This is a genomic window from Kosakonia sp. Marseille-Q7440 (assembly GCF_965119485.1).
Window position 1 is genome coordinate 988,345 of the sequence record NZ_CBCPLT010000002.1, and the last position, 19,106, is coordinate 1,007,450.

At 56.5% G+C, this 19,106-nt stretch carries 20 protein-coding genes; 13 read left to right on the forward strand and 7 right to left on the reverse strand.

What is annotated here, in order from left to right; translation table 11 throughout:
* The first annotated feature begins 125 nt into the window (after positions 1 to 125).
* The 6 genes from opgC to ACWPW2_RS18500 are packed head-to-tail and all read left to right on the forward strand — an operon-like array spanning position 126 to position 4,811.
* Complete coding sequence (opgC, locus tag ACWPW2_RS18475) at positions 126 to 1,343, forward strand: OpgC domain-containing protein (protein WP_023480754.1); 1,218 nt, start codon at positions 126 to 128, stop codon at positions 1,341 to 1,343.
* 11 nt (positions 1,344 to 1,354) lie between these two features.
* Positions 1,355 to 2,275, forward strand: a complete 921-nt coding sequence (locus ACWPW2_RS18480) for a hypothetical protein (protein ID WP_279794269.1) — start codon at positions 1,355 to 1,357, stop codon at positions 2,273 to 2,275.
* A 9-nt stretch (positions 2,276 to 2,284) separates the two neighbouring features.
* Positions 2,285 to 3,475: a PP2C family protein-serine/threonine phosphatase gene (locus tag ACWPW2_RS18485; protein WP_454124609.1), complete on the forward strand. Its 1,191-nt coding sequence runs from the start codon at positions 2,285 to 2,287 to the stop codon at positions 3,473 to 3,475.
* Entirely contained in the window at positions 3,475 to 3,813 is a 339-nt protein-coding gene (locus ACWPW2_RS18490; protein ID WP_023480937.1) for an STAS domain-containing protein, read from the forward strand. Before ACWPW2_RS18485 ends, ACWPW2_RS18490 begins: the two co-directional genes overlap by 1 nt.
* A gap of 3 nt (positions 3,814 to 3,816) precedes the next feature.
* Positions 3,817 to 4,251 (forward strand): ATP-binding protein, encoded by a 435-nt coding sequence (locus ACWPW2_RS18495; protein ID WP_454124611.1) that lies wholly within the window; start codon positions 3,817 to 3,819, stop codon positions 4,249 to 4,251.
* A gap of 44 nt (positions 4,252 to 4,295) precedes the next feature.
* Positions 4,296 to 4,811 carry an AAA family ATPase gene (locus tag ACWPW2_RS18500; RefSeq protein ID WP_454124613.1) on the forward strand — a complete coding sequence of 172 codons (516 nt, stop codon included), beginning with the start codon at positions 4,296 to 4,298 and terminating at the stop codon, positions 4,809 to 4,811.
* 21 nt (positions 4,812 to 4,832) lie between these two features.
* Here ACWPW2_RS18500 and uxuA read toward each other — a convergent pair whose 3' ends face one another.
* On the reverse strand, positions 4,833 to 5,900 hold the full coding sequence (gene uxuA / locus ACWPW2_RS18505; protein WP_454124615.1) for a mannonate dehydratase: 1,068 nt from the start codon (positions 5,898 to 5,900) through the stop codon (positions 4,833 to 4,835).
* Between the two features lie 362 nt (positions 5,901 to 6,262).
* Between uxuA and cspE the strand changes: the two genes are divergently transcribed.
* Positions 6,263 to 6,475, forward strand: a complete 213-nt coding sequence (cspE, locus tag ACWPW2_RS18510) for a transcription antiterminator/RNA stability regulator CspE (RefSeq protein ID WP_023480861.1) — start codon at positions 6,263 to 6,265, stop codon at positions 6,473 to 6,475.
* A gap of 10 nt (positions 6,476 to 6,485) precedes the next feature.
* Positions 6,486 to 6,674, forward strand: coding sequence for a cold shock small protein YmcF (ymcF, locus tag ACWPW2_RS18515; RefSeq protein WP_076769157.1), 189 nt, complete (start codon positions 6,486 to 6,488; stop codon positions 6,672 to 6,674).
* 40 nt (positions 6,675 to 6,714) lie between these two features.
* Here ymcF and ACWPW2_RS18520 read toward each other — a convergent pair whose 3' ends face one another.
* Positions 6,715 to 7,494, reverse strand: a complete 780-nt coding sequence (locus tag ACWPW2_RS18520) for a helix-turn-helix transcriptional regulator (protein ID WP_054803561.1) — start codon at positions 7,492 to 7,494, stop codon at positions 6,715 to 6,717.
* A gap of 113 nt (positions 7,495 to 7,607) precedes the next feature.
* Between ACWPW2_RS18520 and ACWPW2_RS18525 the strand changes: the two genes are divergently transcribed.
* Positions 7,608 to 8,369, forward strand: a complete 762-nt coding sequence (locus ACWPW2_RS18525) for a class I SAM-dependent methyltransferase (RefSeq protein ID WP_454124618.1) — start codon at positions 7,608 to 7,610, stop codon at positions 8,367 to 8,369.
* A gap of 26 nt (positions 8,370 to 8,395) precedes the next feature.
* Here ACWPW2_RS18525 and ACWPW2_RS18530 read toward each other — a convergent pair whose 3' ends face one another.
* Positions 8,396 to 9,271 carry an alpha/beta fold hydrolase gene (locus ACWPW2_RS18530; RefSeq protein WP_454124620.1) on the reverse strand — a complete coding sequence of 292 codons (876 nt, stop codon included), beginning with the start codon at positions 9,269 to 9,271 and terminating at the stop codon, positions 8,396 to 8,398.
* A gap of 134 nt (positions 9,272 to 9,405) precedes the next feature.
* On the opposite strand from ACWPW2_RS18530, the gene ACWPW2_RS18535 reads away from it, so the two are divergent.
* Positions 9,406 to 9,981 carry a CGNR zinc finger domain-containing protein gene (locus ACWPW2_RS18535; protein WP_454124622.1) on the forward strand — a complete coding sequence of 192 codons (576 nt, stop codon included), beginning with the start codon at positions 9,406 to 9,408 and terminating at the stop codon, positions 9,979 to 9,981.
* A gap of 44 nt (positions 9,982 to 10,025) precedes the next feature.
* Here ACWPW2_RS18535 and ACWPW2_RS18540 read toward each other — a convergent pair whose 3' ends face one another.
* Complete coding sequence (locus ACWPW2_RS18540) at positions 10,026 to 11,093, reverse strand: SDR family oxidoreductase (protein ID WP_454124624.1); 1,068 nt, start codon at positions 11,091 to 11,093, stop codon at positions 10,026 to 10,028.
* 101 nt (positions 11,094 to 11,194) lie between these two features.
* Between ACWPW2_RS18540 and ACWPW2_RS18545 the strand changes: the two genes are divergently transcribed.
* Positions 11,195 to 12,118, forward strand: a complete 924-nt coding sequence (locus tag ACWPW2_RS18545) for a LysR family transcriptional regulator (RefSeq protein WP_454124626.1) — start codon at positions 11,195 to 11,197, stop codon at positions 12,116 to 12,118.
* A 65-nt stretch (positions 12,119 to 12,183) separates the two neighbouring features.
* On the forward strand, positions 12,184 to 13,305 hold the full coding sequence (locus ACWPW2_RS18550) for a ribosomal protein uL16 3-hydroxylase (RefSeq protein ID WP_454124628.1): 1,122 nt from the start codon (positions 12,184 to 12,186) through the stop codon (positions 13,303 to 13,305).
* Between the two features lie 517 nt (positions 13,306 to 13,822).
* Here the strand turns inward: ACWPW2_RS18550 and ACWPW2_RS18555 are convergent.
* Positions 13,823 to 14,413, reverse strand: coding sequence for a nitroreductase family protein (locus ACWPW2_RS18555; RefSeq protein ID WP_454125276.1), 591 nt, complete (start codon positions 14,411 to 14,413; stop codon positions 13,823 to 13,825).
* A 506-nt stretch (positions 14,414 to 14,919) separates the two neighbouring features.
* Between ACWPW2_RS18555 and ACWPW2_RS18560 the strand changes: the two genes are divergently transcribed.
* On the forward strand, positions 14,920 to 16,254 hold the full coding sequence (locus ACWPW2_RS18560; protein ID WP_023480907.1) for a sensor domain-containing diguanylate cyclase: 1,335 nt from the start codon (positions 14,920 to 14,922) through the stop codon (positions 16,252 to 16,254).
* A 10-nt stretch (positions 16,255 to 16,264) separates the two neighbouring features.
* Here the strand turns inward: ACWPW2_RS18560 and ACWPW2_RS18565 are convergent, their stop codons facing one another.
* On the reverse strand, positions 16,265 to 17,407 hold the full coding sequence (locus ACWPW2_RS18565) for a trans-sulfuration enzyme family protein (RefSeq protein ID WP_419979681.1): 1,143 nt from the start codon (positions 17,405 to 17,407) through the stop codon (positions 16,265 to 16,267).
* A 10-nt stretch (positions 17,408 to 17,417) separates the two neighbouring features.
* On the reverse strand, positions 17,418 to 18,788 hold the full coding sequence (locus ACWPW2_RS18570; RefSeq protein WP_312119138.1) for a cystathionine beta-synthase: 1,371 nt from the start codon (positions 18,786 to 18,788) through the stop codon (positions 17,418 to 17,420).
* Between the last annotated feature and the right edge of the window lie 318 nt (positions 18,789 to 19,106).

Genomic DNA, 19,106 nt, shown 5'->3' on the forward strand with positions numbered 1-19,106 from the left:
TTAATATCAATTTGAATGATTTTACCGGTGCGCTTTTCGCTTCGCTAACATTGCCAGTCTCGTTTATTTAAGCTATCTAAATAATTTCCCTGTTGTTTTATTGCCGCACTTAACAGGTTACTTTTATGAGCCAGATGGCACCCGCGCTAACGCAAAAAGATAACGTAGAATCAACGGCATGGCGCTATTCTGTTGCCGGTAGCCGCGATTTGCGTATCGATTTAATGCGCGGTATTGCGCTGGTGATGATGGTGGTGGCGCATACGGAAGTGATGTCGATATTTAATATATTTTCATGGGAGCGTTTTGGCTTAACGACCGGTGCCGAAGGCTTTGTTATTCTCTCCGGGTTTATGCTGGGGATGCTTAATCGGGCGCGGTTACAAAAGGCAGCGCTATTAACGATTTGTTGGGGGTTATATCTACGCGCGTGGAAAATATATCGCGTTAATATCATCATCATATTGTCGATGCTGCTGCTCGGTTTTTTGCCTTTTATAAATGTGTTCGAAGTGACCCACTTTACCGACAGATTTTCCGGAACATCGTGGTCGCTTTATCCGGTAACGCCGCAAATAAAAGAGACATGGTTTAACATCGTGCTCTATTTGCAAATCGGGCCGCACCAGACGCAGATCCTCGGGCTCTATATTTTCCTGCTGCTATTAAGCCCGCTCTTTTTGGCGCTGCTTAAACAGGGCAGGGTGTGGTGGTTATTAAGCCTTTCGCTACTGGTGTATGGCTGCTGGCAGCGCTGGCCGGTGCGGGTGACGGTGTCCGAGTTTGAGTTCGCCTTTCCGCTGCTCGCCTGGCAATTTATTTTCGTCCTCGGCATGAGCTGCGGCTGGTACAAGGCAGAACTGCTCTCACTGGCGCGCACGCCGCCTGGGAAAGTGGTGATTGTGGCGCTGGTAATCGTTGCATTGATTTTGGGGTTCGTTGCCCAGAACCATACTAACCCCTTTATGCCGCCGGAACTGCTGATGCATGTGATTCCGCCTGCCGATTTCAACGCGTTTTACCACACCTGGGCGGCGAAAAATGGTCTTGGCCCGGTGCGGGTGCTGAATGATATCAGCCTGATGGTGACGGTCTATCTGCTGTTGACCTGGTGCTGGCGGCCCATCTATCGCCTGACCGGCTGGTTTCTTATCCCGCTGGGCCAGCACTCGCTGTATGTCTTTATTCTGCATGTCTATGTGGTGCTGGCGGTGAGCCAGTTCGTCACCTTCGATCTCTGGCGGCAGGCATGGATCGTCAACACACTGGTACATGCGGCAGCGCTCGGCGTGCTGTGGCTGCTGGCGAAATATAATGTCGGCGCGCGCTGGATACCTAACTGAGGAAAGGCGGAATGCGGGAGAGATATTTACTGGCCTGCGCGCTGCTCGCCGCCTTACCGGCAGCGAATGCGGCGCAAAAGAGTGAAGCACAAAAGAGTGAAGCGGAGAGCGAGTCGTTGCGCGACAGCAACGGCGATCCGGTGCAGGTCGGCGTCTTTACCAGCCGCTGGGGGCGTCTTTTTTCTGGTAACAATAAGCCTTTTTCCGGCGCGCTCAGCTTTGGTACTGGCCTGAAAGAGCAGTGGGTAACGATCCCGAACAGTTCCAGCAGCGCCGGGCAGAAAAGAAAGGTGAATCAGACCGTTAACCTGAGCCTGCAATACTCACCCTACAGCTTCTGGTTTGCCAATATCACCACCCGCGTGCCGGTGACCGATACCAGCCGCTACACCACCGATTTTCGCTACAGCTTTGGCTATGACGACTGGCATGCCAACACCGTCAGCCTGGTCTACAGCAACTATGGCGATAACCACTTCTGGACGTCGGGCAGCAAGCGTAAAACCTATTTTGAACAGGGGGCGGTGACGCTGGCCTATAAATTCTCACTGCCGAAACCTGTTGAAAATAAGCTACTGATTAACAAAGGCGATTCACTGATTTGCCAGGTCGGCTACAGCTGGGTGCCGCGTTACTACGATCTGAAGAGTAACGATATTGAGCAGAACAAAAACGTGGTGCTTGGCGGCTGCGGTTACACCTTTAAACAGCACTTCTTTGTGCGCGCTACCGCTTTCTGGTTCCCGGATCGCAGCCAGCAGCAGCCGTGGAACGGCGATTACAGCTACAGCTTTGGTTATGCGGGCTACACGCCGGGTTCCTTCTCGTTGCAGTACGCCAACTTTGCCGGCACGCGCTACCCCGGCCATAAGAGCGGCAATGGCAAATTCCGCGAAGGGACCGTCAGCCTGATCTGGTTTTTACCGTTATAAGGAGCCGTCGTGGCCCAACAGCATGTGCTTGTGGTGGAGGATTCGCCCATTTATCGCCGCCTGCTCTCACGCATGCTGGCGCAGTGGGGCTATGTGGTCAGCGAAGCGGAAAACGGCGTCAGCGCGCTGGAGATGCTGGCTACCTCTCCCGTCAGCATGGTGATAAGCGACTGGGAGATGCCGGAGATGGATGGCTTAACCCTGTGCCGCGAAATCCGCGAGCGGCAGTTTGGTCACTATATCTATTTGATTTTGCTTACCGCGCGGGAAAACCCCGGCGATCTGGCGCAGGGGTTTGACGCAGGCGCAGATGACTTTCTCAGCAAGCCGGTGGAGCAGAGCGAGCTACGCGCGCGGCTGCATGCCGGTTCGCGCATTCTGGCGCTGGAGGCAACGCTCGCGGCGCGCAACGCACGGCTCAGCGAGGCGTTACAGCAGATTGAGCAGGATCTGCAAGCCGCGGCGCGTATTCAGCACTCGATTCTGCCCGCCCATCAGTTGCGCTATCACGACTACTTTTCCGACTGGCTGTTTCTGCCCTCCGCGTGGGTCTCCGGCGATGTGTTTAACCTCTTTCAGCTAGACGACCATCTGGGGTTTTACTGTGTCGATGTCTCGGGCCACGGCGTCGGTGCGGCGATGATGTCCCTCGCGGTAGCACGGCAGTTTTTGCAGGGTCGCGTGGTGGAACGTTTCCTCTTTTCTGCTGATGGCAGCGTCGCTTCGCCCGCAGAAGTAGTGAGCATGCTTAATAGCCGCTTTTGCAGCGAAGAGGCGGAGATCATGAGCTATTTCACGATGATCTACGGCGTTATCCACATACCGAGCGGCAAAGGCAGGCTCTGCCAGGCCGGTCATCCGACGCCGTTTATCGTCTCGACCGTGGGCGAGGTGACGCCGATTGGCAGCGGCGGCGCGCCGGTTGGGCTGATGCCCGATCTCAGCTGGGATGATGTTGAATTTGAACTGCGCCCCGGCGAGCGGCTCTGCCTCTTTAGCGACGGCATTACCGAATGTGAAAACCCCACAGGCGAGCAGTTTGGCCCGCAACGCTTGCAGCAGTGGCTGCAACAGCATGTTAATGAGGCAATCGGCGCGCTTCTGCCACAGTTCGGCCAGCACTTAACCGGCTGGCGCAACGGCGAGCAGATGGCAGATGATGTTTCCCTGTTAATTATTGAGCGAAATGGAGAGAAGTGATGAATATCGATAGCGAACATCAGCCGCAGGTGACGATCCTGACACCGGCGATTCGACGGCTGGATGCCTCCGTTTCAGCGGCTTTTAAAGAGGCGATCGCCCGCGAGATGGGTGATGAGCCGCGCGCGCTGATTGTCGATTTCAGCAAGGTCGACTTTATTGACAGTAGCGGCCTCGGCACGCTGGTTTCATTAATGAAGATGATGAACGGCAAAGGCGAAATGGTGCTCTGCGCCCTCAACCCCGGCATCAAAAATATGTTTACCCTGACGCGCATGGACCGCATTTTTCGCATCAGCGCGGACCGGGCCGCCGCCCTGCAACTGCTTGGGCTGTGAATTATGGCTAGCGAGATAACTTTCCCCGCCTCGCTCACCGCGCTCTCGCCGCTTGCTGAGTGGCTGAACGCGCAGATGGCCGCGTTGCCGGTGGATGAGGGCTGGCGTTTCTCTCTCGATCTGGCGGTGTGCGAAGTGGCGACCAATATTATTCGCCATAGCCTGCATCAGCAGGCCGCAGCCACCTTTAGCATCGCGTTTGCCGCCAGCGCGCAGGAGGTGCAACTGACGTTTCGCGATAATGGCGAGCCGTTTCCCGCTGAACGCTTACTGGCTGCACAGCAGGAAAATGGCCTCGAGATGGCACCGGATCTGGAGAGCGGGCGCGGGCTGAAGCTGATCCTGCTCAGCGTCGACAGCTTTAACGTACAGCGCCAGGCCGACGTTAATATCGCCACGCTGTGCAAAAAATGGGGAGTTGAAGAGGCGAGCGGCTAACTCGTATGCTCGGGGCTCGGGTTAAGCGCTTACGGGAGCCAAGCATGCGCATTGATGAGACAAGCCAAAACGGGCCAACGCTGCATATTCTCTGCGGCAAAATCGCTTCCGGTAAATCGACCCTGGCGGCAACGCTTGCACAAATGCCGGGCAGCGTGGTGCTCAGCGAAGATAGCTGGCTGGCACTGCTGTTTAAAGAGTCGATGCACAGCGTAGAAGATTATGTGCACTACTCCGCGGTGCTTAAGCGGGCGATTAAACCCCATGTCATCGCCCTGTTACAGGCCGGGGTTAATGTGATCCTCGATTTTCCCGCCAATACCGTCGCCAGCCGTCAGTGGATGATGTCGATTATTCAGGAGTCCGGGACGCAGCATGTGCTCCACTATCTCGTCATAAGCGATGAGACGTGCAAGGCGCGCCTGCGCCAGCGCAATGCGGCGGGCAACCACGATTTCGCCGCCACCGACGCGCAGTTTGAGCTGATTACCCGCTACTTTGTGCCGCCCGCCGATGAAGAGGGCTTTAATGTGCGGCGCTATGAGGAAGAGCACCGGTAAACACCGGTGCCGTTGGTCAGGTTAGTGGCGTTTTTCGAGCGCTTCCCATAAGCCGTGCAGATAGGTGACGCCGAGCGCGCGGTCGTAAAGGCCATAGCCCGGACGCCCGGTTTCGCCCCAGATAAAGCGGCCGTGATCCGGTCGGATATAGCCATCAAAGCCGTTGTCATGCAGGGCTTTCATCACCTCATACATATCGAGCGAGCCGTAGCGCGAAAGGTGCGCCGATTCGTAGAAATCCTTATCCTGAATCAGCTTGATATTGCGCACGTGGGCGAAATGGATACGCCTGCGGCGGGTAAACTCGGCGAGAATTTCGTAGACGTTATTATCCGGATCCTCGGCGATGGAGCCGGTGCATAAGGTAATGCCGTTGGCCTCGGAGTTAACGGCATTACAGATCCAGTCGAGATCGTCGCGGTTTTTCACAATGCGCGGCAAGCCGAAGATAGAGTAAGGCGGATCGTCCGGGTGGATGGCCATTTTGATGCCGACCTCTTCGCAGACCGGGATCACGCGCTCAAGAAAATAGACCAGGTTCTGGCGCAGTGTGTTCTCATCGACATCTTTATATTTGGCAAACAGCTCCTGTACTTTCGCCAGCCGTTCTGGCTCCCAGCCCGGTAACGCGAAGCCGTTTGAATTCTCCAGCACCTCTTTCACCACTTCATCCAGCGTCTTATCGATGCCTTTCTTCTCAAACGCCATGGTTATCGAACCGTCCGGCAGGACATAGTTCATCTCGGTCTTCATCCAGTCGAACACCGGCATGAAGTTGTAGCAGATGACTTTGATACCGATCTCCGCTAAATGGCGGATGGTTTGCTGGTAGTTGGCGATAAAGCGATCGCGGCTCGGCAGGCCGATTTTGATGTCATCGTGAATGTTGACGCTCTCAATTACCTCCATTTTTAACCCGGCCTGCTGAACCTGATTGGCCAGCGCGCGCACTTTATCCTGTGGCCAGACCTCGCCGACCGGAACGTCATACAGCGCGCCCACTACGCCTTCAACGCCTGGAACCTGGCGAATATGCGCCAGCGGAATTTTATCTTCGACTGGCCCAAACCAGCGCATTGTCATTTGCATGCTTGTTACCACCTTTATTAGTCCATGGCTTTAACTGCCATACTAGTATTGATAGTAACGCGCAGCTCGCTTTCTTTTTGCGATCCTCTTCACACAACCCATTTTCGCGTTACGCTGCTTATCTAACGTTTACGTAATGCTGACAAAAGTTTCTAAATAAAGCCTTGCGCCCTAAGCCATAACCGTGCGTTAATGACTCGTCGGTTTGATAAATCATTATCTCCAGCCAGTAGTCCACTAAAGTCTCTCTCATCTCTAAGTACCTCGATAGTTACTTCTTTTTGGGTCTCTTTACACGCTGATAAATAATGCCTCAGACCATTGCCGCCTAAAAAGGCCACTAAAACAAAAGGGTAACAAACATGTCTAATAAAATGACTGGTATCGTAAAATGGTTCAACGCTGAGAAAGGCTTTGGCTTCATCACTCCTAAAGATGGCAGCAAAGATGTATTCGTACACTTCTCTGCAATCCAGAGCGATAACTACCGCACTCTTGATGAAAATCAGGAAGTTGAATTCACCATTGAAAATGGTGCGAAAGGCCCAGCCGCTGCTAACGTAGTGCCGCGCTAAGGACGATTTTATTACGAACCATATCCATTTCCGCTGCCCGTGCTGTCACGGGTCGCAATACAGAGTCTCCAATTTTGACGTGACTGAGAAAAACCCGGCCGGTGCCAAATGTATTTTTTGCAAATCAGCAATGATGACATTTGATAATATCGCCGCGATTATGCAGTCAAACCACGTTACGATGGAATTCCGTAAATAATAAAAAGGCCAGTTTACTGGCCTTTTTTTATGCCTCTTTTTTACTCCCCGACTAACATAATCATTTTTACCGAACGATTACTGGTTAATTGCCAGGTCATCTGCCGGTAGTGCAACTCTCCGCGCTGTGCATGCATAAACACCCGCTCGCCGCCTTCGCGCACTACCACCTGCTGGCGCGACCAGAAGGTGCGAAACAGCTCGCTCTCACTACGTAAACTCTCAACAAAACTATTCAGGGCCCGATCGTGCGGATAGTGCATCGCATCGGCGCGCAGCTCCGCCACAATGCGGCTGGCGCGCGGCTCCCAGTCGGCCACCAGCGTGCGCGCCAGCGGATGACGGAACATAAAACTCATCATATTCGGCTGCGGATCGCTGTCCAGCCAGCCGCTAAAAAGCGCTTCGGCTGCCCTATTCCACGCCAGCATTGTCCAGGTTAAATCGAGCAGATAGCAGGGGCACGCCATCTGCTGCACCGAGGCCAGCACCTCTTTTTCCACCGTCACCACATGCTCTTCCTGCGGATCGTTTTGCCGCGCCAGATGGAAGAGGTAATTTCGCTCCGTTGGCTTCATTCTTAATACGTTGGCGATATTCGACAGGGTTTGCGGCGAGACAACGATATCGCGCCCCTGCTCAATCCAGGTATACCAGGTCGTGCTGATGCCGCTCAGCTGTGCCACTTCCTCACGGCGTAACCCGCGCGTGCGCCGCCGCCCCTGCGCGGGCAGGCCAATATCCGCAGGCAGGGTGTTTTCCCGCTGGGATCGTAAGAACTCGCCCAGCGCTTTTGGCCCGGCAAACAGAGTATTTTCCATGGGTGGTACCCGTTAATACCAGTATAAGTAGCCATATTGTACCCCTATAAAAAGGGTCGTACAGTCGCAACTGAGCCGGTTTGTCGTCACCCATCACGAAAAGGAAAAAGAGAATGGCCGTAAATCATCATCAGTTAACGCAGCAGCAGTTTGGCGATCGGGCGCAGGCCTATTTAAGCAGCCAGGTACATTCCCAGGGGGAGGATTTAGTGCGTCTGGCGCAGTGGCTGGGTGAAAACCCGGCGGCGTCGGTGCTGGATTTAGGCTGTGGCGCAGGGCATGCCAGTTTTGTTGCCGCAGGCGTGGTGCGCGATGTCACCGCGTATGACTTATCAGAGAAGATGCTGGCCGTTGTGCGCCAGGCTGCCAGCGATCGTCAGTTGAGCAACCTGCGCACCGTTCACGGCGCGGCAGAAGCGCTGCCCTTTGCTGAAGGCGAATTTGATGTAGTGATAAGCCGCTACTCGGCGCACCACTGGCACGATGTTCCGCAGGCCATACGTGAAGTGAAACGTGTTCTGAAACCCGGTGGCAAATTTATTCTGATGGATATCACCTCGCCGGGCCGTCCGGTGCTCGATATCTGGCTGCAAACCATCGAAGTGCTGCGCGATCCCTCCCACGTGCGCAACTACTCGCCGGGGGAGTGGTTACAGATGACGCAGCAGAGCGGCCTGCTGGTGGAGAAGCTGGTCACCGGCCGGCTGGCGCTGGAGTACACCTCCTGGGTTGAGCGTATGCAAACCCCGGAGGTGCTGCGCGCGGCGATCCGTTATCTGCAACAGACCACCTCGGATGAGGTGAAAAGCCATTTCGCTCTTGACGAGCAGGGCAGTTTCACCTCCGACACGTTAATGTTTCAGGCACAGGCTTAAGCCATATGCGCCCGGCTTTCCGGGCGCTAACTTTCGCCAAGCACTTCACGAATACGCTGTGCAATATAGCCAACGTGCGTTTCCAGTGCAAAGTGGCCGGTATCAAGCAACTCCACCACCGCATTGGGGTTGTCACGTTTATAGGCTTCGGCTCCCGGCGGAATAAAGAAGGGATCGTGTTTGCCCCAGATGATCAACGCCGGCGGCTGCACCGCGCGGAAGAAAGCCTGAAATGCGGGGTAGCGGGTCAGGTTGTTGGCATAGTCGAGAAAGAGATCCAGCTGGATCTCGCTGTTTCCCGGGCGCTCCATTAACAGCGCGTCGAGCTGATATCCCTCTGGCGCGACGCTCGTCGGATCGCTTACGCCGTGCAGATATTGCCACTTTGTCCCCTCCAGGTTGAGGATGGCATCATTCACCGCCTGGCGATTCGCTGCCGACGGCTCCTCCCAGTAAGCCCGCACCGGCGCCCACGCATCGCCCAGCCCTTCAAGATAGGCATTACCGTTTTGTGAGATAAAACCGCTGATGCGCTGCGGATAGTGCACCGCCAGCCGTAAGCCTGTCGGCGCGCCGTAATCGAAGACATAGATCGCAAAGCGTTGCAGATCGAGCGCATCGACAAAATCGATCAGCGTCTTCGCAAGCCCATCAAAGGTGTAGAGATAATGGCGATCCGCAGGGACTTCGGTAAAACCAAAGCCGGGGAGATCCGGGGCGATAAGATGAAACTTATCCGCCAACAGCGGGATCAATTCACGAAACTGGTGGGACGAACTGGGGAAACCATGCAGCAGCAGTAAAGTCGGGTTTACCGGATCACCGGCTTCGCGATAAAAAACCTTCACGCCGTCAGCTTCGACAAACTGATAGCGAACCGGGAAATGGGTATTGCCAGCCATAATCACTCCTTCTTTGAAACCGTTAAAATTATATTTAAAAGGTTACTAAGAAATGGAGTATGGCGTAGCTTTGTAACTGTGTAAAATTAATTTTATCGGTTACAATACGCAGCACGCGAACTTCAGGAGCCACGATGATGACCACTTCAACCGCCACAAGGCCCGACGGCCCGTGGTTTATTGCCGACGAGCGGGCGCTGGATTTTATCAATACGCTGGCGATGGCTGAGCACTCGCCCCATGACTTTTTGCAGTCCGATGAGGATGTGCTTCTGTGGCTAAAGCATGCGGGTTTTGCCGCAGCAGCCGTAGGTGAACCGGGCGAGCTGCTGGCGGCTGCGCGCGCGTTGCGCTCCACGATCCGGGAGTTAGTGACGGCGAAAAAAAGGGGAGAGATGCTGGCGCTGAACGCGCTCAATACCTGGCTTGCGCAGGCGCAGAGTTATTTGCAGATAAGCGATGATGGCGGAGAAACACTGCGTGTTGAGCGCAAATATCAGCTCACTACACCACAACAGATGCTGGCACCCATTGCGGAAAACGCGGCATACCTGCTTGCCGAAGGGGAGTTTGCCTACGTTCGCCAGTGCGAGCACCCTGAGTGCACACTCTGGTTTTATGATAAAACCAAAGCGCACCGCCGCCGCTGGTGCAGCATGGCCTTATGCGGCAACCGGGCGAAAGTGGCCCGGTTTCGCGCAAAAAGCTGACTGCCAATGCGCCCGGCGCGTCGTTTCGCGCCGGGTGTTGATCCTTAACGCGGGATAATCTTTTCCTGCTTCAGGCGGTCAAACAGCGCAAAGAAGGAGTCCGGCGTTGAGCGGTAGCCGGTAAAGCCCGCTTTGCGGCTTTTGCTCATATCCGTGAAGGCTTCCATCGGGCGACCGAGGTCGGCATCCGTGTGCCACCAGGAGGCCAGCTTGTTGATATCCGCCTCGCGAAGCTGATACTTTTCGGCGATCTCCGTCCAGGCTGCCTGCGCCTCCTGCATGCGGTTTTCCAGCGGCATCATGCTTGCCGGATAGGCCGCCGCTTCAAGGCCGAAATAGGCTGCCAGCTTCGGCCACAGCCAGTTCCAGCGGAACACGTCGCCATTCACCGCGTTGAAATCTTCATTCGCCGCCTGCTCGCTCTGTGCCGCCCAGCTCAGCTGCTCGGCCAGCAAACCAGCATCGGTAACATCCGCCAGCCCGTTCCACTGCTCGGGTGAGCCGGGGAAGATAAACGGCCAGCCTTTTTCACGGCACAGCGTGGCGTAGACGGCGAGCGTCTGGCCCATATTCATCGCATTGCCGAGGGCATAGCCAATAATGGTGTGCGGACGATGGACGCTCCAGCGGTAACCATATTTTTCTGCGCCAGCAAAGATTTCATCTTCCTGCGCGTAATAGAAGTTCTCCACCGGCTGGCGACCCTGCTCCTCGCGGAACGGCGTGACCGGCACTGCACCTTTGCCGTAAGCCTCGAAGGGGCCAAGGTAGTGTTTCAGGCCGGTCACCAGCGCCACGTGGCTGCCGTTAAGCCGATCGCCGAGCGCCTCAATCACGTTTTTGACGATGGCACCGTTAACGCGGATGTTGGCCTGCTCATTCTCCTGGCGCGACCAGACGCTGAAGAAAAGCGCATCAACTTGCACCTCTTTTAGCGCCTCGTTGACGGCGGCCGCATCGGTGAGATCGGCAGTCAGGCTTTCGCACCCGTCCGGAATTGCGCCGCGACCACGCGACAGGCCGCTGACCTGCCACCCTTCGCCTTTAAGTTGTTCTGCCAGCGCGCGACCAATCACGCCACTAATACCGACTATCAATGCACGTTTTTGCATAGGGGACTCCTTTTCTTTATTAGCTTTAAAGCCTAATAGAGAATTTAATTCTTATCTCTGCTATTAATTCACATCATTCATAACCTCAATTCAGTAATGCCATGAGCGATCAACGCCTGAAAGATATCGTCCCCTTTGTCGCCAGCGTCGAAGAGGGAAGTTTTGCCGCGGCCGCAGAGCGCCTGCATCTGACCGGCTCGGCGATTAGCAAAAGCATCAGCCGGCTGGAAGCGCGCCTCGGCTCGCGTTTGCTGGAGCGCACCACCCGCCGCCTGACGTTGACCGATGCCGGGCAGGCCTATTTCCAGACCTGCATTCGCATCCTTGAGGAGCTGGCGGAAGCCGAATCGGTGCTGGCGGCGCACCGCTCTATCCCCTCTGGTCGCCTGCGGCTGGCGGTGCCGACCACCTACGGGCGGCTCGGCGTGATGCCCGCGCTGCTCCCCTTTTGCCAGCAGCACCCGGAGATTGATCTCAGCATCACCTTCTCTGACCGCTTTGTGGATCTCTTTGATGAGGGGATTGATGTGGCGGTGCGTATTGGGCTGGGTGGCGACTTACCGGTGTCGATTGGCCACCGGCAGCTTGGACGTGAAAAGATGGTCTTTTGCGCTTCGCCGGACTATCTGCGCCGGGAAGGCACGCCGCAAAACGAGGCGCAGCTGCTCCGCCACCGGGCGATCCTCTATGAGCGTGTCGATGGCAGCAGCAAACCCTGGTTATTGCTGACGGAAGATGGGCACCCGGAGTGGCGCAACGTGCCTTACCGCATGACGCTGGGCGATGTGGATGCGCAGCGCCACGCGCTCTGCGCAGGTCTTGGCGTCGGGCAGATGCCTACCTGGCTGGTGCATCAGCAGTTAGCGCGCGGCGAGCTGGTCATCCTGCTGCCGCACCAGCAGCCGGATGGGTTGCCGTTAAGCCTGGTCTGGCCGCGGCGTAAACAGCTGCTGCCAAAAGTCGATGCTCTGTTAAGCGCGCTTGAACAATTAGTTATCGCGCCGCCGCTTGCTCTTGACCCATGACAAGGCGGAGGAGGGCGCTCTCTTTTTATAATCAGCGCCGTTTCCCTTCTCACTGGTGTGGATCTATGGCTTACCAACTCAACCTCAACTGGCCGGAATTTCTTGAGAAGTACTGGCAGAAGCAACCTGTGGTGCTGAAAGGCGCATTTACCAATTTTGTCGACCCGATTTCGCCCGATGAACTGGCAGGCCTGGCGATGGAGCCGGAGATCGACAGCCGCATTGTCAGCCACGTCAACGGCCAGTGGCAGGCGTGGAATGGCCCCTTCGAGACGTTCGATCATTTAGGCGAGCGCGACTGGTCCCTGCTGGCACAGGCGGTTAACCACTGGCATGCGCCCTCCGCCGAGCTGGTGGAGCCGTTTCGCGTGCTGCCCGCCTGGCGCTTTGATGATCTGATGATCTCCTACTCCGTGCCGGGCGGCGGCGTTGGCCCGCATATCGACCAGTACGACGTCTTTATTATTCAGGGGATGGGCAGCCGCCGCTGGCGCGTGGGCGATAAGCTGCCGATGCGCCAGTTCTGCCCGCATCCGGCGCTGCTGCATGTCGATCCTTTCCAGCCGATCATTGATGAAGATCTTGCTCCGGGCGATATCCTCTACATCCCACCCGGTTTCCCGCACGATGGCTTTACGCATGAGACTGCTTTCAACTACTCGATTGGTTTTCGTGGGCCGAACGGCCGCGATCTGATCAGCAGCTTTGCGGATTACGCGCTGGAAAACGATCTTGGCGGCGAACACTACAGCGATCCGGATCTCACCTGCCGTGAACATACTGGCCGGGTGGAGGAGTACGAGCTGGAGCGCGTGCGCAATATGATGATCTCGATGATCAACGATCCTGAGCACTTCAACCGCTGGTTTGGCAGCTTTATTACCACGCCGCGCCATGAACTGGATGTGGCACCGGAGCCGGATGATTACCCGGTCGATGAGGTGATCGGCGCACTGAAAGAGGGGCAGAGGTTAACGCGTCTCAGCGGGCTGCGCGCCCTGCGCGTCGGCGACCGTTTCTTTATCAATAGCGAATGTCTGGAGACCGCCGAGCCGCAAGCCGCCGATGCATTGTGTCGTTACACCACCATTGGCGTGCAGGAGTTGGGCAGCGCGCTGGATAACCCGGCCTTTGCCGACGAGCTGACCTGGCTGGTCAATCAGGGTTATTGGTATTTCGAGGATTAATCACGCAGTTACGCGTAGGCCGGATAAGCGCAGCGCCATCCGGCAATTGCCGTTGTGCAGTTGCCGGATGGCGGCTTTCAGCCTTATCCGGCCTACATTCCAGGCGGTTACGCGTAGGTCAGATAAGCACATTTCACGCAGTTAGTCGTAGGCCGGATAAGCGCAGCGCCATCCGGCATTTTGCCGTTGTGCAGGTGCCGGATGGCGGCTTACAGCCTTATCCGGCCTACATTCCAGGCTGTTACGCGTAGGTCAGATAAGCACATTTCACGCAGTTACGCCCAGGCCGGATAAGTGCAGCGCCATCCGGCATTTTGCCCGTGTGCAGGTGCCGGATGGCGGCTTTCAGCCTTATCCGCCCTACATTCCAGGCTGTTACGCGTAGGTGAGATAAGCACATTTCACGCAGTTAGGCGTAGGCCGGATAAGCGCAGCGCCATCCGGCATTTTGCCGTTGTGCAGGTGCCGGATGGCGGCTTACAGCCTTATCCGGCCTACGAATTATCCGGCCTACGACTTATCTGGCGACGATAAATCGCTTCTCGTCGTCGATAAACGTCTTCTCCTCTGCGGGCGCGAGGATGGCACCAAAATTCATCTCGGCGCGTAACGTCCAGCTCTCGGGAATATTCCACGTTGCGCGCACATCGGCATCAATCAGCAGGTGATAATGCTGCAAATTCGCGCCAATCTTTTTCTCCGCCAGCGCCAGCCACACCGCGTATTGCGCAATGCCGCTGCTCTGTTCTGACCAAACGGGAAAATGCTCGGCATAGGCAATGTACTGGCGTTGCAGATGGCTTACCTCCTCCTGATCCTCAAAAAAGAGCACCGTGCCGGCAGCTGCGCTGAAGCCATCGAGCTTATCGGCGGTGGCGTGAAAACTCTCCGCCGGGATCACATTACGCATCTGCGCACGCACAAGATCCCAGAAGCGTTCATGCTCATGATCGAGCAGGATCAGCGCGCGTGAAGTTTGCGAATGAAACGCCGAAGGTGCCTGGCGGATCGCCTCCTTGATCGTGGCGATCGCCTCTTCGTGCGATACCGGCAGATCTTTCCCCAGCGCGTAGATCGAGCGGCGCGCCTTCGCCAGCGCGAGGAACATCTCCACGGGCGGAACGAGGGTCTGAACGTTGAATACCGTTTCCAGCAACGCTTGCGGCGCTACGGCGGGCGGAACCACCTCTGTACGGGCGATAGTCGACTTCAATATTTGCTGAAACGGATCCATAAACAGCGCTCCTGTTCTGAGCAGTAACGTTGAAAGTAGCAAAGTTATCTCAACACATGCCGATAAGATTCCATTCAGCAAACAGATGAAAGAAAGCGCGGCATTTTACGCCGCCTGCATGCGCGCTCAGCGAAAAGGTTAACGGAGTCATTTACCGTCGGCTATTATTATCCGTCGCGGCGAACGGAGCCGTTTGCCCGGCAAAAAAGCCCCCTCTGACGCTTTTTTTTTACGCAAATCTGTGGCAAAGCATCTTCTCTTTCATCCTGCATTTGTGCAGTGTAGAGCGATGGCAAGTATTTATGAAGTCAATGATTCACCCCTTCATCACCTTCTCCAGCTGTTATTGAGCGCATAGTGGGTCATGCGGAACCAATGAAATGAATAATGATAAAAAAGAGCACGATCACAGGGATGAAGAGATCAGGCATCTGTTTGAATTATTAAATAATAATTCGGACTGGGTCTGGGAAGTGGATGCACAAGGGCGTTACACCTGGTCGTCAGACGTGGTGACGGATCTCCTGGGGGTTTCCCCGGAAGAGGTGATTGGCAAAACGCCTTTCGATTTTATGCCGCCAGGCGAAGCCGAGCGCGTTGCCGGGGCATTTGGTGCCATCGTGGCGGAAAAGCGCGCCTTTTCCGGGCTGGTCAACCGCAACCAGCGCGCCGATGGCGGCATTGTGGTGCTGGAGACCAGCGGCGTTCCGCTCTTCGATGAGCAGGGCGAGCTGCGCGGTTATCGCGGTATCGACAGAAATATCTCCAATCTCGGCGAACGTGTGCTGCAACTGGAGACCATTTACGACACCACCGCCGTGGCGCTCTGCATGATCGACAGCCGCGGGCATCTGGTGATGTTCAATAAAGCGATGGCGAAACTGCTCGGCGACAGTGCGCCAAAAGATACCCATTGCCATTTTCAGCAGCTGATGCCGGAGTTCTGGCCCTTCTTCGTTGCCGATTTTGCCTTAGCCAAAGCGGGCGGCGTGCCGCCATCGCGTGAGCTGAGCTGGCATGAGCGCAGTTACGATATCCAGGCGGTACCGGTGCGCGACGCGATGGACATTGTGGTCGGATTGTCGGTTACCTGGGTCGATATTACCGAGCGTCGCCTGGCGGAGCAGAAGCTGGCAAACGCCAATAAGGTGTTGCAGCAGTATGCCCAGCACGATCACCTGACCGGGCTGTTTAACCGCCGCTATATGGATGAGCGCCTGTTGCAGGAGATTAACCGCGCGCTGCAGGAGGGGTTCCCGCTCTCGGTCTGCCTGGCGGATATCGACTATTTCAAATACTACAACGACTCGCAGGGTCACCAGGCGGGGGATGACTGCCTGCGGCTGGTTGCCACTACGCTGACCTCGGCGCGGCTGCGCAGCAACAATAATGTCAGCCGCTACGGCGGGGAGGAGTTTTTGATTATCCTGCCCGGCACCAGCCTCGCGCAGGCGATGCGCGTCGCCGAAGGGGTGCGGCATGATATTAGCGCCCTCAGGCGTCCGCACGCCGCTAGCCCGACCGGCTTTTTGACCATCAGCATCGGCGTCGCGACCCTGCAAGGCGATCTCCTGCCTGTTGATGAAAAACCGCTGCATATGATTGCCAGCGGGTTAATTCACCGGGCGGATACCGCGCTCTACGCTGCGAAAAAGCAGGGCCGCAATCAGGTGGTCTCTGCCAGAGATATGCCGACCACTTCTCAGGGCGCTTGACGGCGCTCTGTTACGACAGAGCCTGCTGCCAGTCGGCAATCAGATCCGCTTCATCCTCAATCCCCACCGATAGACGGATCAATTGTGGAGTGATGCCGTTTGCCAGCCGCTGTTCGAGCGGAATGGAGGCGTGAGTCATGCTGAAAGGCTGGCTCACCAGGCTCTCTACGCCGCCGAGGCTCTCTGCCAGCGTAAACAGCTTCAGCTTCTGGATGATCTGCGTCGCGCGCGGGTCGTCCCCTTTCACCACCACCGAGATCATGCCGCCCGGCAGCGCCATCTGCTTGCGCGCCAGCTGATAGTGCGGGTGCGACTCCAGCCATGGGAACCACACCTTTTCAACCTGTGGATGCTGCTCCAGCCAGCGGGCCAGCGCCAGCGCGTTACTGCTGTGGCGCTCAACGCGCAGGGACAAGGTGCGGATACCGCGCAGGGTCAGGAAACTACTAAAGGGATCAAGCACGCCGCCGACCGCGTTTTGCAAATAGCCCAGCTTCTCCGCAAGTGCCGGGTTATCGCCCACTACCGCGAGGCCTGCGACCACATCGGAGTGCCCGTTAAGGTATTTGGTGGCGGAGTGCACCACAATGTCGAACCCCAGTTCCAGCGGGCGATGGATCACCGGCGAGGCAAAGGTGTTATCCGCCACGCTCAGTACGTTATGGCGTCTGGCGATCTCCGCAACCTGTTGCAGATCGACCAGCTTCAGCAGCGGATTGGTCGGCGTTTCGACCCAAATCATCCGCGTTTGTGGGCGGATTGCCGCTTCCAGCCCGGCCAGATCGTCCGGCTTCACCCAGCTCACCTCAAGCCCGGCGCTACGTCGACGCACGTTTTCGATCAGGCGATAAGTGCCGCCGTAAACATCATCAATCGCCACGATATGGCTGCCGCTATCCAGCAGCTCCAGCACCGTGGAGATCGCCGCCAGCCCGGAAGCAAAAGCGTAGCCGCGCGTTCCGCCCTCCAGCTCGGCAATCGCCGTTTCCAGCGTATGGCGGGTGGGGTTACCGCTGCGCGAATACTCATAGCCGGTATGCTGCCCCGGCGCCGGTTGCGCGAAGGTGGAGGTGGCGTAAATCGGCGGCATCACCGCGCCGTGTTGGTCGTGAAAAATGCCGCTGTGGACGCTCTGCGTAGCCAGTAATTTCATCTCGTTTTCCTTATTGTTCCAGTCGATTACGCCAGGTTGTTAAGACATCGCTGCGGGTAATCAGGCCGACAAAGCGGCCGTTATCGGTGATCACCACCACAAGACCGCGATCGAAAATGTCACGCATGGCGCTTTCCGGGGCATGTTTATCCAGCACTTCCAGATTGCGGGTCATCGCCGCCTTCACCGGCAGGGCGAAACGCTCGCTGTCGCCCTGCACATGGCTTATCAAATCCCACTCATCAACCAGCCCGACAAGCTGGCCATTTTCCAACACCGGGAGCTGCGAAATGTCATACAGCCGCATGCGCGCCAGCACCGTTGCAAGGCTGTCGTCGGGCGAGGCGGTCACCGTTGCCCCTTCGTCATGGCGAAGCGCAATAAAGTCCGTCAGATCGCCCTGCGACGGGCGCGTCAGCAAACCCTGCTGGCGCATCCAGTCATCGTTAAACATTTTCGAGAGGTATTTATTGCCGCTGTCGCAGGCAAAGGTGACGACCCGCTTCGGCGAAGTTTGCGCCTGGCAGTAGCGCAGCGCCGCGCTCAGCAGCGTGCCGGTAGAAGAGCCCGCGAGAATGCCTTCCTGTTGCAGCAGCAGGCGCGCGGTGGCAAAGGCCTCTTTATCGCTAATGCGAAACGCCTGACGCACGCCGTCGAGCTGCGCCAGCGGCGGGATAAAGTCTTCGCCGATCCCCTCCACCAGCCACGCGCCGGGTTCGCCGTAGCGCCCCGTTTCCACCTGGTCGGCGAGGATCGAGCCTGCCGGATCGGCGAGCACAAATTCGGTGTCGGGAGAGTGTTCGGCAAACCATGCCTGCAACCCGCCGAGCGTCCCGCCGGAGCCGACACCCACCACAATGGCATCGATTTTCCCCTCCAGTTGCGTGAAGAGTTCCGGCGCGGTAGAGGTGCTATGGGCCAGCGGATTGGCGGCGTTATTAAACTGGTCGATATAGAACGCACCGGGGGTCTCGTCGGCGAGACGGCGCGCATAATCCTGGTAATAAGCCGGATGGCCTTTGTTCACATCGGAGCGGGTGATCACCACCTTCGCCCCCAGCGCGCGCAGGTGGAAAATCTTCTCGCGGCTCATTTTGTCGGGCACCACCAGCACCAGCGAGTAGCCCTTTTGCGCGGCGATCAGCGCCAGCCCCAGGCCAGTATTGCCCGCCGTGGCCTCGATAATGGTTCCGCCCGGTTTCAGCACGCCTTGCCGCTCGGCTTCGTTGATCATCGATAGCGCGACGCGGTCTTTTATCGAGCCGCCGGGGTTCTGGTTTTCCAGTTTTAAGAACAGTTCGCACGGCCCGGTCGGTAATTTGTGCAGTTGCAGCAGCGGTGTATTACCAATTAATTCAGTTACTGAATGAAAAAGTGACATAACCCATTTGCTCGCTAATCAGGGAAGTGAGCGGATGATAGGTCTCTCTTTTTGCGCGTTTAAAGAATCTTTGTTTGGTATTTAGAACGAATAGAAATATAAAGCACTGTTTAGCCATCGGGGCGGCAAGCCGTGCAGTCGTCTGGATGGGTATATCGCTAAAACTGCGCTTTTTAAATGCTTTTTCTCCCTTTTTCTTCACTCTTTCGCCGCTGTTATGCGTTTTTCGGCAATCTTATACTGAATAAATTCTTAGTTTGCGACGCCGCGTTATAACGCTTTTAGCGCTTTCTGCTATATCTAATGTCTATTTGGTTA